Raw genomic sequence first — 14166 nt, forward strand, 5'->3', positions numbered from 1 at the left:
GGCCGAGGAGGCCCGGATGGATCTGGACGTCCTGTACGAGATCGATGTGCCCAAGCCCTGGAAGGGACCACATCCCCACGGCCAGCGGGCGGCCGAACAGCGCGCCTACCGGGAGGCCGTCGAGCAGATCAGGCTCGCGGACCGGGTGGGCTTCCGCACGGTCTGGGCGGTCGAGCACCACTTCCGCGAGGGCCGCTCGCACTGTCCCGCGCCGGAGGTGCTGCTCGGCCACCTGGCGGCACTGACCGAACGCATCCGGCTCGGCTTCGGCGTGACCCTGACACCCTTCGGCTTCACCCCGCCGCAGCGGATCGCCGAGAAGGTCGCGGCCGTCGACATCCTGTCCGGCGGACGTGTCGAATGGGGTACGGGCCGCTCGACCCCGATGGAGCAGACGGCCTTCGGCGTGGACCGCGAGCTGTCCCGGGCCGACTGGCGCGAGGCGATCGAGATCGTGACGGGCATGTGGCGCGAGGAGTACTTCTCCTACGAGTCGCCGCGCTTCTCCTTCCCGCGCCGCATGGTCACCCCCAAGCCCGTACAGGACCCGCATCCGCCGGCCTGGATGGCGGCGACCTCCGCGGGGTCGGCGGAGGTGGCGGGCGCGACCGGGATGGGGCTGCTGTCGTTCTCGATCATGCAGCCGCTGGAGAAGATGGCCCAGCAGGTCGCGGCCTACCGGGCGGCAGCCGCCACGCCCGCCCCGCTCACCGATGTGACGACGAACCGCGTCAGCGCGTACACGCTCGTCCATGTCGCGGACCGGCCCTCGCAGCGGGTCTGGGACTCGGTGGCCTGGTGGTACGGCAACCTCGCCCGGTTCACGCTCGACTGGGAGCTGCCGCATCTGTCGCCCGAGGAACGCGAGCGGACCTTCCCGCTGCTCACCCCGATCATCGAAGGGACCGTCCCCGTCCGGGAGTTCAGCGACGGCGACATGATCCTGATCGGCGATGCGCAGACCGTCATCCGCAAGGCCAAGCGCTATGCGGACCTCGGGATCGACCAGCTGATCTGTTACGTCCAGTGGGGCTATCTGGAGCATCAGGAGATCCTCCGGACCATCGAGATCCTCGGCAAGGAAGTCATCCCGGAGCTCGCCGCCTACGAGCCACGGAGGCCGGCGTGACCGGCGAGGCACCCGCAGGCGAGGCACCCACAGATGGGGCACCCACGGGTGCGGCACCCACGGGTCTCCCTCTCGACTGCTCCCCCGTGCCCGACTACCCGGCCCTGTCCCGCCTGGACGGCCGCGGCTTCGTGCTGCTCGGCGCGGGCAACGGCATCGGGCGGCAGACCGCCCACGCGCTCACCTCGGCGGGCGCGCGCGTGGTCTGCGTGGATGTCGACAAGGCGCGTGCGCGGGCGGTGGCGGCGGAGACGGGATCGCCCGCGTACGTGGCGGACGTGACCCGCCGTTCGGCGGTCCGCGAGCTGTTCGCCTATTCCGTACGGGAGTTGGGCGCCGTGCACGGCGTCGTGGACATCGTCGGGATGGCGCACTACAAGGCGCTCTCCGAACTTGACGACGAGGACTGGGACCGGCAGTTCGACTTCGTGCTGCGCCATGCCCGGCTCGCGATCGAGTACGGGGGCGAGGCGGTAGCCGCGGCAGGCGGCGGAGCGCTCGCCTTCGTGGCCTCGGTCTCCGGGCTCACCGGGGCTCCGCTGCACGCGGCGTACGGCGCGGCGAAGGCCGGCCTCGTCTCGCTGGTCCGCTCGGCGGCCGTGGAGTACGGGCCGCGGGGGGTACGGGTCAACGCGGTGGCGCCGGGCGTGGTCTGGACCCCGCGGGTGTCCGGCCTGCTCGGCGAGGAAGGCCGCGCCGTCAACGCGGCGAACGCGCCGCTCGGCCGGGTCGCCGAGACCTCCGACATCGCCTCCGCCCTGCTCTTCCTCACCTCTCCGCTCTCCTCGTACGTCACGGGCCAGACGCTCGTGGTGGACGGCGGTGTGGGCGTGAAGTTCCCCTATCCGACGATCGGCGGTACGAAGTGAGCGAAGTAGGCGAGCTGCTGCGCGGGGTGAGCTGGCTGACCGGCGACGGCGTGCCCGTACGCGCGGATCCCTCCGACCGGGACCGGCTGCCGGGCGACACCTGGGAGCGGGCGACGGTACCGGCGGGGGTGCGGCTCGAGTTCGTGGCCGAGGAGGTGCGGGACCTGGAGGTGACGTACACGGCCTCACCACCGCTGCCCGCCGACGCGTACCGGAGCGTGGAACCGGTCTTCACGCTCCTGCGGGGCGAGGAGGTGGTGGCGGAAGCGCCTGCTCGTGCCGGTCGGGACCGGGTCGTACGGCTGCCGGCGACCGGCGGGGCCGGCCGGCGCGGACCCGAAGCGGCGGGTACGCACGGGACGGCCACCCTGGACGGCGCGTACACACTCCACCTGCCCGAGGTGCTGCGCCCCGTCGTGCGCGAAGTCCGACCGGTGGGCGGCACCCTGCGTCCCGCCGCGGCCCGCCCGCGCTGGCTGGTCTACGGAGACTCGATCAGTGAGGGCTGGACCACTTCACGCCCCCACCTCGCCTGGCCGTCCCGCGTCGGCCGCACGCTCGGCCTGGACGCCGTGAACCTCGGCTACGCGGGCTCGGCCCGCGGCGAACTCGCCTCCGCGCAACAGCTCGCCAGGATCCCGTCCGACCTGATCACCCTCGCGTTCGGCACCAACTGCTGGAGCCGCACCCCGAGTTCGTCCGCACTTGTCCACGAGACGACCCTGGCCTTCCTCGGCCTGGTCCGCGTGGCCCGGCCGGAGGTTCCGCTGCTCGTCCTCTCCCCCGTCCTACGCCCGGACGCCGAGACCACGCCCAACGCCCTGGGCGCGAGCCTCGCCGAACTGCGGGCGGCCCAGGAGCGTGCGGTGACGGACACCGCCGACCGGCACACGTATCTGCTGTCCGGCGCCGAACTGATCGCCTCCGAGCACCTGGCGGACGGGGTCCACCCCGGCGACGAGGGACATGCGGCGATCGCCCTGGAGGTGGCGAGGGCGCTGAAGGACCGCACGCCTGTCGGCGCCGCTCAGGGACCTGTCTGAGTCAGGGAACCTCCGGGGGCCTGCCGCCGATCTCCGCGCCCAGCACTCGCGCCACGTCCATGAGCTGTGCGGCCAGGGCGGTGACCCGGGCCCCGTCCAGTTCGGGGAGTCCGGTAGCCGTCAGGGCGAGGGCCGCCGTGCCGTGCTGGTCGAAGACCGGCGCGGACAGCGTCGCCAGGCAGTAGCGCTCCCGGTCCGCCACCTTCAGGAGCTCGTAGTCCTCACCGAGCGACACCACCAACCCGGCCACACGCGCCCGCAGTCCGGCGTCCCGCGGCGCGTCGGCGAGCCTGGCCAGCACCTCGCCCAGCTCCCGGCGCGCCGCCGTGTCCCGGTGTGCGGACCAGCCCCGTTCCCGTACGGCCGCCATCGCCGTATCGAGATGGCGCGGCAGCGGGGCGCCGACGGAGGTCCGGTCGAGCCAGCGCCGTATCTCGCCCGACCCGTTGCCCGACCAGGCGAGGAACACCTGTCCGAGGGGCGGCAGCAGCGGCAGCCGCTGCCCGGCCCACACCTCAGGGGTGCGCCCGCGGCCCTCGACCGCGAGGATGACGATGCTGTCCCCGGCGACCGTGCTGACCACGTATGCCCCGCCCGACTCGGCGGCCAAAGCCCTCAGTTCGCCCCGTGCCCGGTCCACGACCCGGTGCCGTGTGAGCGCCGCGTGCCCGACCGCCACCGCGGACATCCCGAGGCCGTAGGTCTTGCGCCGCGGATGGCGGGCGAGGTACCCGGCGTCGGTGAGCGCCTGCAGGACGGACAGCAGCGAGGCCGGATTGATGTCCAGCGCCTGGCTCAGCTCGCTGAGCGTGTACGACTGCTCGGGGTGCGCGGCGAAATGGTCGAGCACGGCGAGCGCGCGGCCTGCGGCGAGGGCTGGACGTACCACGGGCCCGATCGTACGGAGACGATCGGGCCCGTGAACAGTGCCGGTGCGCCGGACATCAGCTCCAGCTGGCGTGCAGCGGCTTGCCCTCGGCGTAACCGGCCGCGGACTGGATACCGACGACGGCCTTCTCCTCGAACTCGGCGAGGGAGCCCGCGCCCGCGTAGGTGCAGGAGGAGCGGACACCGGCGATGATCGAGTCGATCAGGTCCTCGACGCCCGGGCGCTGCGGGTCGAGGTACATCCGCGAGGTGGAGATGCCCTCCTCGAACAGCGCCTTGCGGGCGCGGTCGTAGGCGGACTCGTCGCTCGTGCGGTTGCGCACGGCGCGCGCGGAGGCCATGCCGAAGGACTCCTTGTAGAGCTTGCCCGCGGCGTCCTCGTGCAGGTCGCCCGGCGACTCGTACGTACCGGCGAACCAGGAGCCGATCATGACGTTGGAGGCACCGGCGGCGAGCGCCATGGCGACGTCGCGCGGGTGGCGGACCCCGCCGTCGGCCCAGACGTGCTTGCCGTACTTCCTCGCCTCGGCGGCGCACTCGAGGACGGCCGAGAACTGCGGGCGGCCCACGCCGGTCATCATGCGGGTGGTGCACATGGCGCCGGGGCCGACACCGACCTTGATGATGTCCGCGCCGGCCTCGATGAGGTCCTTGACGCCCTCGGCGGCGACGATGTTGCCGGCCACGATCGGGACCTGCGGGTCCAGGGCGCGGACCTTCCTGATCGCCTCGATCATCGACTCCTGGTGGCCGTGCGCCGTGTCGATGACCAGCGTGTCCGCACCGGCTTCGAGCAGCTGCGCCGCCTTGCCGGCCACGTCGCCGTTGATGCCGACGGCGGCGGCGATCCGCAGGCCGCCCTTGGCGTCGACGGCGGGCGCGTACAGGGTCGCGCGCAGTGCGCCGCGGCGGGTCAGGATGCCGGCCAGGCGGCCGTCCTTGTCGACGGCCGGGGCGTAGCGGCGGTTGGCGCCGTCGAGCTTGTTGAAGGCCTCGCGCGGGTCGATGTCCGCGTCGAGCAGCAGCAGGTCCCTGGACATGACCTCGGACAGCTGGGTGAAGCGGTCCACGCCGCTCAGGTCGCGGTCGGTGACGACGCCGACCGGCTTGCCGTCCTCGTCGACGACGACTCCGGCGTTGTGTGCGCGCTTGGGCAGCAGCGCGAGGGCATCGGCGACGGTCTGGGTCGGGGCCAGGACGATCGGGGTGTCGAGCACGTGGTGACGCGTCTTGACCCAGGAGATGACCTCGGTGACGACCTCGATCGGAATGTCCTGCGGGATGACCACGAGGCCGCCGCGGCGAGCGACGGTCTCGGCCATACGGCGCCCCGCGATCGCGGTCATGTTGGCGACGACCAGCGGAATCGTGGTGCCGGTACCGTCCGGGGACGAGAGATCCACACCCTGACGGGAGCCGACGGCGGAGCGGCTCGGCACCATGAACACATCGTCGTACGTGAGGTCGTACGGCGGCTTGATGTCATTGAGGAAACGCACGTGCAGAACATCCCAGTCGATCGGAGGGGACCTCGGGCAGGTGTGCCGAGGCAAAACGCACGTACTTCATTCTCCCATGGGCTCAGGGTTTCGCCGCCCGGGTGGATCCTCCAGGGCTTGCGGTTGATCTTCGTGTGATCGACCAGTCCCCAGGGGGTCGGCGTCCCTCACTCCACCTGGGCGCTCTCCACCTGAGCGATCACCCGCTCACCGAAGGCGGCGGCCTGCTCCAGGAACTCCGCGCGGCTGCGGGCGGGCAGCGCGATCGTCACGCCGGTGACACCGGCGTCGGCCTGTTCGGCCAGGTCCTCCACAACGGCCTCGGCGTCGAAGCCGGCGCCGGTGAACATGCTGAGGCCACGCGGCATGAAGGTGATGTCCAGCGGGGCCGTGCGGCCCACGGAGGCGGCGTACTCCTCCAGGTAGTCGAGGCGTACCCGCAGGTCCGCGAGGGATTCGATGCCGGGGGTGCGCAGGGCCGTGGAGGCCTTGGCCGGGGCGGGCATCGGGAGCCAGCCGTCGCCGAGGTCCACGGCCCGGCGGATCGCGCGCCTGCTGTTGCCGCCGATCCAGACCGGTATCCGCTCCTGTACGGGCCTGGGGAGCATGGTGTTGCCGGCCGCCGCGTAGCCGGAGCCCTCGAAGACCACGGACTCGCCGGTCCAGGCGGCCCGCATGGCGCGCAGCGCCTCGTCGAGCCGGTCGTTGCGGTCCGCGAATTCCGCACCGAGGGCCGCGAACTCCGGTTCGAGATATCCCGCGCCGACGCCCAGGATCACCCGACCGCCGGAGAGCGCGTCCAGGGTCGAGATCATCTTCGCCGAGACGAAGGGGTTGCGGTACGCGGGCACGAACAGGTTGGTGTGCAGGCGCAGCGTGGAGGTGGCGGCCGCGGCGAAGGACAGGGCCACGATCGGGTCGAGGGCGTGGTGCCCACCATGGGCGAGCCAGGCGTCGCCGGGAAAGGGGTGGTCGGTCACGAACGCGGCGTCGAAGCCCGCGGCCTCGGCCGCCTGCGCCATCTGCGCGACCGCTTCGGCGCCGATCAGATCGGCGCCCGCGTCCGCCCTGTGGGTGGGGAGCCCCAGCGAGAAGAACATGCGGCCGACCGTAACTGACGACCCGTCAGTTGTCAGCAGCGCGGGCGGGATCGGGGCATGCCGCCCGCACGACGTCAGGCATGGCCCCAGGCATGACGTCGGCCATTACGCCAGGCCCGCGTCGGGCCCCGCGTCGGGCCCCGCGTCGGGCCCCGCGTCGGGCCCCGCCTGAGGCGTCGCCTCAGGCGGGGCGCTCCAGACGGGCGCCGAGGTGATGCTGCAGGGGCTGGCCGACGGCCGCGAGGTCGTGGACGAAGTCGAGGACCGTGCCCCCGGTCAGCGTGTACCGGCGGCGGGTGGCGGTGACGTCCTTGGCCGTGGGAGTGAGCGCCACGGAGTGTGAGGCCATCTCGGCGATGCCTTCCCCGACCGTGCCAACCAGCACCTCCGCGATCCCGGTCGGCTGTGTGATCAGGGCCTCGACCCTGCCCTCCGGCTGCACCCGCCACCAGCCGCTCTCCCGTGCAGCGGGCCGCAGGGGACCGTCCCGGTCGTCGATCAGCCAGGCCCGCGCCTCGTAGCGCAGGAAGGGGCGGCCGTCGTGCGAGAAGGTGACCTCCTGCGCGTAGGTGAAGTCCGCGTCGAGGGTCGGGTAGCCGCCGCGCCCCCGCCCGCGCCAGGTGCCGAGCAGCCAGAGCGCGGGCCTGAGCTGCTCGTGGGGCTGCGGGGCGCCGTCGGGGCTCTGTGCCTCGGGGTACGGGTACGCGGGGGCGTGGTCGGTCACGGAACGGCTCCTCGGGGTGTGGTTCCTCGCGGGAAGCGTAGAGCCTCGCGGCCACCACCGGCGTCCGGAGCGCACGGTCACCAAGGGTGCGCGGAGCCGCACGGCCCCGGGTCGTCCGGTGGCCGTGCGGCTCTACTCCAGCGCGAGCAGCGCCGTGACGGGGTCCGCCCCGGCCAGGATCTCCCGTGCGGTCTCCCACTCCCGCGGGCATGCCTCGGCGTACGCCTGCCAGCCGGTCAGGACCACGATCGTGCCGGGCTCCAGATCGCTCAGGCAGTCCGCCAGGGCGTCCCAGTTGCGGCCGAAATATGAGGGGAAGCCGAGCGTGCGGGCGCAGGCCGCCAGGAAGGCGGCCTTGTCGGTGACCTCGGCGAGGTCGAGCACGCGCAGCGGCAGCGCTGCCGCCCGGGACGCCTCCGTCAGCGCCGCGAGGGGCTGCGGACGTCCTGCCCGGTGGCCGGGCGGGCAGCCCGGCGGGCGATCGGAACCTGTGCTCATCGCAGGACCGCCTTGAACGTCTCGTAGTGATCGTCCGTGTAGTAGAACTCCCCGCCGCGCCCGGTCACGATCCGCCGTGCGCCGCGGTCGCGTTCGCCCGGCGTGCGGACGGTGTACTCGCGGTAGTAGCCACGCTGCTGCCGCGGCAGGATCCGCTCGAAGTTCCCGAAGGTCGTACCGTCCTTGTCATACGGGAAGGGCCCGCCGTCATCGATCAGGCGCAGCGTCCGCCTGCCCTCGGGAGGCAGCTCCGCCTCGGTGAGGGTCGCGAAGCCCTCGGCCCAGGCGGGGGTGGGGGTGGGCGCCGCCCGCGAGGCCGACGGCATCGCCGCCTCCGCGGTCACGGCCTCCCCGGACACCGCACCCGCCGGGGGACTGCCCCCGGACGAGCACCCCACGAACAGCAGCGCGCACAGCACACCAGACAGCAGACGAAGCACGGGCCCGGGACGCCACAGACGGGACATGCGCCCGATGCTGCCACGCCCCCACCCGAACCGCCCTCCGACTCCCCGGGCCCGTGGACCTCCCGGGCCCCTGCGCTCGACGCCCCCGTACGCCACGATGGAAGGCATGCTGCTCGCAGACATCGCGAGGACCTCGCGGAACATCGCCTCGACCACCGCCCGCAGGGAGAAGACGCAGCTGCTCGCCGAGCTGTTCGGCCGGATGACACCCGAGGAGGCACCCCTCGTCGTGTCGTACCTCGCGGGCCGCCTGCCGCAGCGGAAGATCAACGTGGGCTGGACGGCCTTCCGCGAGCAGCCGGAACCGGCCGCGAGCCCGAGCCTGACCGTGCAGGGCGTGCACGCCGCCTTCGATCGCATCGCGGCCGTCGCCGGCAAGGGCGCCCAGGCGGAACGCAGGCGCCTGCTCCACGAACTCCTCGGCGCCGCCACCGAGGAGGAACAGCATTTCCTGTTCGGTCTGATCGGCGGCGAGCTGCGCCAGGGTGCTCTCGACGCCCTGGCCGTGGACGGCCTCGCCGCGGCGTACGGTGCCGAGCCCGCGGCCGTACGCCGGGCCGTGATGCTCGCCGGCCGCCTCGACACCGTCGCACAGGCCCTCGCCGCGGACGGCGTGCCCGCACTCGGCGCCTTCCGGCTCGACGTCGGACGGCCCGTCCTGCCGATGCTCGCCAAGACGGCCAAGGACGTGGCCGCGGCGATCGACCTGGTGGGCGCCTGTGCGGTGGAGGAGAAGCTGGACGGCATCCGCGTGCAGGTCCACCGTGACGGGGCCGGTGTACGGATCTTCACCCGCGCCCTGGACGAGATCACCGAGCGGCTGCCCGAAGTCATCACCGCCGCACAGGAGTTGACGGCGACCAGGGCGGTCCTGGACGGCGAGGTGATCGCCCTGGATCCCGAGGGGCATCCGCTGGCGTTCCAGGACATCGCGGGCCGCGTCGGCTCCAGGCTCGATGTCCGGGGCGCTCAGGCCGAGTTGCCGCTCTTCCCCGTCTTCTTCGACCTCCTGAGCGTCGACGGCCGCGATCTGCTCGATCTGCCAACCCGGGACCGCCATGCCGAACTGGCCCGCATCACCCCCGAGGCACGGCGCGTACGGCGTTACGAGGTCGCCGACCCCGACGACGTACGGCTGCGGGCGGGAGCGGAGGCGTTCGCGGACGAGACCCTGGCGCGCGGGCACGAGGGCGTGGTGGTCAAGGGCCTGGACGCGCCGTACAGCGCGGGACGGCGCGGAGCTTCGTGGGTGAAGGTGAAGCCCGTGCACACCCTTGACCTGGTGGTGCTCGCCGCCGAATGGGGGCACGGCAGGCGGACCGGAAAGCTGTCGAACCTGCATCTCGGGGCGCGGCGCGCGGACGGGTCGTTCGCGATGCTGGGCAAGACCTTCAAGGGGCTGACCGACGCGATGCTCGTCTGGCAGACCGAGCGGCTGCGGGAGCTGGCGGTCGAGGACAAGGGCTGGGCGGTGACCGTACGGCCCGAGCTGGTCGTCGAGGTGGCCTTCGACGGCGTACAGCGCTCGACGCGCTACCCGGAGGGTGTGACGCTGCGCTTCGCCCGGGTGGTGCGCTACCGCGAGGACAAGACGCCCGCCGAGGCGGACACCGTGGACGCGGTCCTGGCGCTGCGGCGCTGAACCGGGCCCACACCGTGCGCGGACGGCGCCGGCCGGTCAGTGACCTGGCCGGCGCCGGAACACCATGGAAGCACGTCCACGGGCAGGGCTACTCCCCGTCCGGATCCGCCCGGTCCAGCGCGGGCTTGGGCGCCGGCCCCGCGGCAAGAAGATGGTCGGCGGCGGCCGTATCGGTGACGAGGCTCGTCACCAGGCCGGAGCGGAGCACCGCGTCGATCGCGGAGGCCTTGCGCTGGCCGCCCGCGATCGCCACCACCTCGGGGATCCGGCGCAGCCGGTCGGCCTCGACGGTGATACAGCGTTCGCCCAGGTCACGGCCCACCCGTCGGCCGTCGGCATCGAAGAGATGCGCGGACATCTCGGCGGCGACGCCCAGCGAGGCGTAGTGCGCCCGCTCCTCGTCGCTGAGCATGTCGTGCACCGTGGAGACGCCCGGCTCCCAGGAGCCGATGGAGACGCAGGCGACGGTGACCTTGTCGAAATACTCGAAGGCCCGCGCGATCCCGGTCTGGTTGCGCAGCGCGGCCGCGGTGGCAGCGTCGGGCAGCAGCATCGGCGCGTAGATGGGGTGCGCGTCGCCGCCGGAGACCTGGGCGGCGCGACGGACCGCCTCGACGGAGCCGCGCTCGGCGGTCCCCGCGTCGTACACGCCGGTCAGCTGCACCACGGTGCACGGCGGCAGCCGGTCGAGCGCGGCGGCCATGTTGATGGTGGAGCGGCCCCAGGCGAGCCCGAGCACATCCCCTTCGTTCACCAGTTCGCCGAGCAGGTCGGCGGCGACCTCTCCGAGGTTCTCGGGGTCCGGCGACTGGTCCTCCGGTTCGGCGGGCGACTCGACGACGACCGCGTGCCGCAGGCCGTAGCGGGCCCGCAGCTTGTCGGAGCGCTCCGCGTCCAGCTCCGCCGGAACCCTGATCTCGATCCGTACGAGATCCCTTTCGAGGGCGGTCTCCAGGACCCGCGCGACCTTGAAGCGGCTGACGCCGAACTCCTCCGCGATCTGGATCTTGGACTTTCCTTCCAGGTAGAAGCGGCGCGCCATCGCTGCCGCCTGCACCAGCTCAGCGGGTCCCATCCGCAGGGCTGGCCTCCCCGCTGACATGCCCGTCACGGCGATCTCCTCACTGCTGTTCACACGTTCACTCGGCCACTCGCCGTTTCATCCTCGCAGATCCGGCGGTGCTTGATCAGTCCTGATGGGCCGCGATCCGTCCCGGACGCCGTCCGTTCACCCGCTGCCGGCCCGGCGGACAGCAGCCCGTCAGTGGCCGCAGGCCCAGGCCGCCGAGGCGGTGGCGTGCTCCGCCTTGGCGCGCAGGGCGCGCACGGCCTCCGCCGGGTCGTGCTGGCTGTAGACCGCGGAACCGGCCACGAAGACATCGGCGCCGGCCTCGGCGCAGCGCTCGATGGTGGACTCGGCGACCCCGCCGTCCACCTGCAGCCACAGCTCCAGGTCGTGCTTGGCGATCAGCTCACGGGTGCGTCGGATCTTGGGCAGCATGATGTCGAGGAAGGCCTGGCCGCCGAAGCCCGGCTCGACCGTCATGATCAGGAGCATGTCCAGTTCGGGCAGCAGATCCTCGTACGGCTCGATGGCCGTGCCCGGCTTCAGCGCCATGGAGGCGCGCGCGCCCTTCGCCCGGATCTCCCGCGCGAGGCGTACGGGCGCGGCGGCGGCCTCGACGTGGAAGGTGACGGAGGAGGCCCCCGCCTCCACGTACTGCGGGGCCCAGCGGTCGGGGTCCTCGATCATCAGATGGCAGTCCAGCGGGATGTCGGCCGCCCGGCTCAGGGATTCCACGACCGGGATGCCGAGCGTCAGATTGGGGACGAAGTGGTTGTCCATGACGTCGACATGGAGCCAGTCGGCGCCTTCGACGGCCTTCGCCTCCTCGGCGAGGCGGGAGAAGTCGGCGGACAGGATGCTGGGACTGATCTGAACGGCCATGCCCCCAAGACTGCCATGACCGAGCGCCGTCGCCTTGCGCGGTGTGGGCCCGGGGGCCCGTACGTCCCGAATCCTCCCGTGATCAAGGCCCGCCGTGCCACTCTGGGACCGCATGCCCGGCACCCGGCACCCTTGCACCTGACATCCGGCAGTCGGCAGTCGGCAGTCGGCAGTCGGCAGTCGGCAGTCGGCAGTCGACGGTCAGGCCGCCCGCGCCTCAGGCACGCGCGGACCGACCGCCCGCGGCTCCGCCGCCTCGCGCACGAGACGGTCGAGCGCGCGCCCCGAGGCCTCGGCCAGTCGGTAGACCCCGTGCACGCTGATCGAGTGCATCAGCTCGCCGTCCACGACATGCTTCACCGTGCGCTCGCCACGTCGCCTCGAGGTGTACGTGAGCCGTTCGAGGGCCTCGCCGGGTATCGCCGTGCCGAAGCCGAGCGGCGTGCCCGGCGGGCCGAAGACCACCTCGCTGACACAGCCCGCCTTCAGGACCCGCCAGCGCACCACCTTCGCGTAGTCGTCATCGTCCAGGAGCGCCCCCGCGTCCTCGTACGGCATGACCCGGGTGACGTCGAGTGCTCCGAGCACATACAGCTTCCGCCTGAGCAGCCGTATCGGGAAGATCCGGTCGCCGGGCTGCACGCCCGCGCTGCGGAAGCTGGGCAGCGAGGTGTGCGGGCCGCCGAAGAGGAGCGAGAGCCGCTCCCCCTCGTGGCCCTCCCGCTGCAGCGCACGGCACAGCTTGTTGGTCCAGAGCGTCGTGTACGAGTTCCCCATGGACCCAACGTATGTGCCGCCACTGACAATTGGCCGACGGCCGTGTGCCGTGTGCCGTGGTGTCAGGCGGTGCGCCGGATCAGCGCCAGGTACATCGCGTCCGTGCCGTGCAGGTGCGGCCACAGCTGGATGTCCGGGCCCGCACCGAGCGCGGGGACACCCGGCAACAGCGGGCGGGCGTCGATGAGTTCGGCGCCGGGGACCCGCTTGAGCACGTCGTCGACGACCGCCCGAGTCTCGGCGAGATGCGGCGAGCAGGTCGCGTAGCCGACGACGCCGCCGATACGGACCGCGTCGAGCGCCTCGGTGAGCAGCGCCCGCTGCAGCGGCCCGAAGCCGTCCAGGTCCTCGGGGCGGCGCCGCCAGCGCGCCTCCGGGCGGCGGCGCAGGGCGCCGAGTCCGGTGCAGGGCACGTCCATCAGGACCCGGTCGAAGGTGCCGGGTCGCCACGGCGGCCGGGTGCCGTCGGCGGCGATCACCTGGTACGGGCCGGGGTTGCCCGCGAGCGCCTGCGCGACCAGGCCCGCGCGGTGCGGCTGCTTCTCGGAGGCGAGCAGGAAGGCGCCGCGCTCGGAGGCGAGTCCGGCGAGCAGCGCGGCCTTGCCGCCGGGGCCCGCACAGCCGTCGAGCCAGCGGCGGTCGGGGCCCTGGACGGGCGCGTTGGCCAGCGCGAGGGCGACCAGCTGGCTGCCCTCGTCCTGCACTCCGGCGCGCCCCTCGCGCACGGGGTCCAGCGCGCCGGGCTCGCCGCCTTCCGTGAGGCGTACGGCGTACGGGGACCAGCGACCCGGCAGGGCGGAGTCGGCGGGCAGGGCGTCGAGCAGTTCGCTGCCGGTGATCCGGCCGGGGCGCGCCACGAGCGTGACCTCGGGCCGCTCGTTGTCGGCCTCCAGGAGGTCCTCGATGCCGGCGCGGCCGCCGCCGAGGGAGTCCCAGAGCGCGGAGACCACCCAGCGCGGGTGTGCGTGCACGACGGCGAGGTGGTCCTCGGGGTCCTCGTCGTAGGGCGGTGCGACCTTCTCCAGCCAGCCGTCGAGGTCGTCTCCGGCGATACGGCGCAGCACGGCGTTGACGAACTTCGCCCGCCCGTCGCCGAGGACGACCCGGGCGAGCTCGACGGTCGCGGAGACCGCGGCATGGGTGGGGATACGGGTGCCGAGCAACTGGTGCGCGCCGAGGCCGAGGACGTCGAGCACGGGCGGGTCGACCTCACGCAGCGGCCGGTCCACGCAGGCCGCGATGATCGCGTCGTACGTGCCCTGGCGGCGCAGGGTGCCGTAGACGAGTTCGGTGGCGAGGGCGGCGTCGCGCGCGTCGAACTTCCCGTTCGGCCCGTGCTTCTCGCGCGCCTTGCGCAGCAGCGGGGGCAGGACGAGGTTGGCGTACGCGTCCCGCTCGTCCACCGCCCGCAGCGCCTCGAACGCGAGGATGCGCACCGGGTCCTTCTGTGGCCTGCGGTGCTTGCGCGGTGGACGGCTGCGGGGCTGGTCGTTCACGTAAATGTGCTCCGGATCGTGGATGAACGGGCCCCTAAAGAATACGCGCGGGGCCGAGGATCGGTGCAGGTCAGCGGCATGATCCG

Annotated in this window: 14 protein-coding genes; 4 read left to right on the top strand and 10 right to left on the bottom strand. The window is 72.7% G+C overall.

The genetic code is table 11. The annotated features are described in order from the left end of the window. The first annotated feature begins 16 nt into the window (after positions 1 to 16). The 3 genes from ACLF6P_RS05515 to ACLF6P_RS05525 are packed head-to-tail and all read left to right on the top strand — an operon-like array spanning position 17 to position 3041. Entirely contained in the window at positions 17 to 1129 is a 1113-nt protein-coding gene (locus ACLF6P_RS05515) for an LLM class flavin-dependent oxidoreductase (RefSeq protein ID WP_415948514.1), read from the top strand. Then, complete coding sequence (locus ACLF6P_RS05520) at positions 1126 to 1998, top strand: SDR family NAD(P)-dependent oxidoreductase (protein ID WP_415948516.1); 873 nt, start codon at positions 1126 to 1128, stop codon at positions 1996 to 1998. The genes ACLF6P_RS05515 and ACLF6P_RS05520 overlap by 4 nt, the downstream gene beginning before the upstream one ends. Further along, positions 1995 to 3041: a GDSL-type esterase/lipase family protein gene (locus ACLF6P_RS05525; RefSeq protein WP_415948518.1), complete on the top strand. Its 1047-nt coding sequence runs from the start codon at positions 1995 to 1997 to the stop codon at positions 3039 to 3041. The genes ACLF6P_RS05520 and ACLF6P_RS05525 overlap by 4 nt, the downstream gene beginning before the upstream one ends. Position 3042: 1 nt before the next feature. On the opposite strand, the gene ACLF6P_RS05530 is transcribed toward ACLF6P_RS05525, so the two are convergent. From ACLF6P_RS05530 to ACLF6P_RS05555, 6 genes are all read right to left on the bottom strand, one after another. Continuing rightward, positions 3043 to 3930 carry an IclR family transcriptional regulator gene (locus ACLF6P_RS05530; RefSeq protein ID WP_415948519.1) on the bottom strand — a complete coding sequence of 296 codons (888 nt, stop codon included), beginning with the start codon at positions 3928 to 3930 and terminating at the stop codon, positions 3043 to 3045. A gap of 55 nt (positions 3931 to 3985) precedes the next feature. Further along, complete coding sequence (locus tag ACLF6P_RS05535; RefSeq protein WP_415948521.1) at positions 3986 to 5428, bottom strand: GuaB1 family IMP dehydrogenase-related protein; 1443 nt, start codon at positions 5426 to 5428, stop codon at positions 3986 to 3988. A gap of 167 nt (positions 5429 to 5595) precedes the next feature. Continuing rightward, positions 5596 to 6528, bottom strand: coding sequence for a TIGR03619 family F420-dependent LLM class oxidoreductase (locus ACLF6P_RS05540; protein ID WP_415948523.1), 933 nt, complete (start codon positions 6526 to 6528; stop codon positions 5596 to 5598). 181 nt (positions 6529 to 6709) lie between these two features. Next, positions 6710 to 7252: a heme-binding beta-barrel domain-containing protein gene (locus tag ACLF6P_RS05545; protein ID WP_415948524.1), complete on the bottom strand. Its 543-nt coding sequence runs from the start codon at positions 7250 to 7252 to the stop codon at positions 6710 to 6712. Positions 7253 to 7384: 132 nt separating this feature from the next. Beyond that, the gene (locus ACLF6P_RS05550) at positions 7385 to 7750 is read right to left on the bottom strand and encodes a barstar family protein (protein ID WP_415948526.1); all 366 of its coding nucleotides are present in this window, start codon (positions 7748 to 7750) and stop codon (positions 7385 to 7387) included. Beyond that, positions 7747 to 8217 carry a guanyl-specific ribonuclease gene (locus ACLF6P_RS05555; protein ID WP_415948527.1) on the bottom strand — a complete coding sequence of 157 codons (471 nt, stop codon included), beginning with the start codon at positions 8215 to 8217 and terminating at the stop codon, positions 7747 to 7749. The genes ACLF6P_RS05550 and ACLF6P_RS05555 overlap by 4 nt, the downstream gene beginning before the upstream one ends. Before the next feature lie 106 nt (positions 8218 to 8323). Here ACLF6P_RS05555 and ACLF6P_RS05560 point away from each other — a divergent pair, with 106 nt between their 5' ends. Further along, positions 8324 to 9859: an ATP-dependent DNA ligase gene (locus ACLF6P_RS05560; protein ID WP_415948528.1), complete on the top strand. Its 1536-nt coding sequence runs from the start codon at positions 8324 to 8326 to the stop codon at positions 9857 to 9859. 88 nt (positions 9860 to 9947) lie between these two features. Here ACLF6P_RS05560 and ACLF6P_RS05565 read toward each other — a convergent pair whose 3' ends face one another. The 4 genes from ACLF6P_RS05565 to ACLF6P_RS05580 form a co-directional block, all read right to left on the bottom strand. Next, entirely contained in the window at positions 9948 to 10994 is a 1047-nt protein-coding gene (locus tag ACLF6P_RS05565; protein ID WP_415948529.1) for a sugar-binding transcriptional regulator, read from the bottom strand. A gap of 126 nt (positions 10995 to 11120) precedes the next feature. Continuing rightward, positions 11121 to 11807, bottom strand: a complete 687-nt coding sequence (gene rpe / locus ACLF6P_RS05570) for a ribulose-phosphate 3-epimerase (protein WP_415948531.1) — start codon at positions 11805 to 11807, stop codon at positions 11121 to 11123. 201 nt (positions 11808 to 12008) lie between these two features. Next, positions 12009 to 12584 (bottom strand): hypothetical protein, encoded by a 576-nt coding sequence (locus ACLF6P_RS05575; protein ID WP_415948532.1) that lies wholly within the window; start codon positions 12582 to 12584, stop codon positions 12009 to 12011. Between the two features lie 62 nt (positions 12585 to 12646). Further along, positions 12647 to 14080: an RsmB/NOP family class I SAM-dependent RNA methyltransferase gene (locus ACLF6P_RS05580; RefSeq protein WP_415948534.1), complete on the bottom strand. Its 1434-nt coding sequence runs from the start codon at positions 14078 to 14080 to the stop codon at positions 12647 to 12649. Positions 14081 to 14166 lie beyond the last annotated feature (86 nt).

The sequence above is a fragment of the Streptomyces lothianensis genome, assembly GCF_047779955.1.
GTDB lineage: Bacteria > Actinomycetota > Actinomycetes > Streptomycetales > Streptomycetaceae > Streptomyces.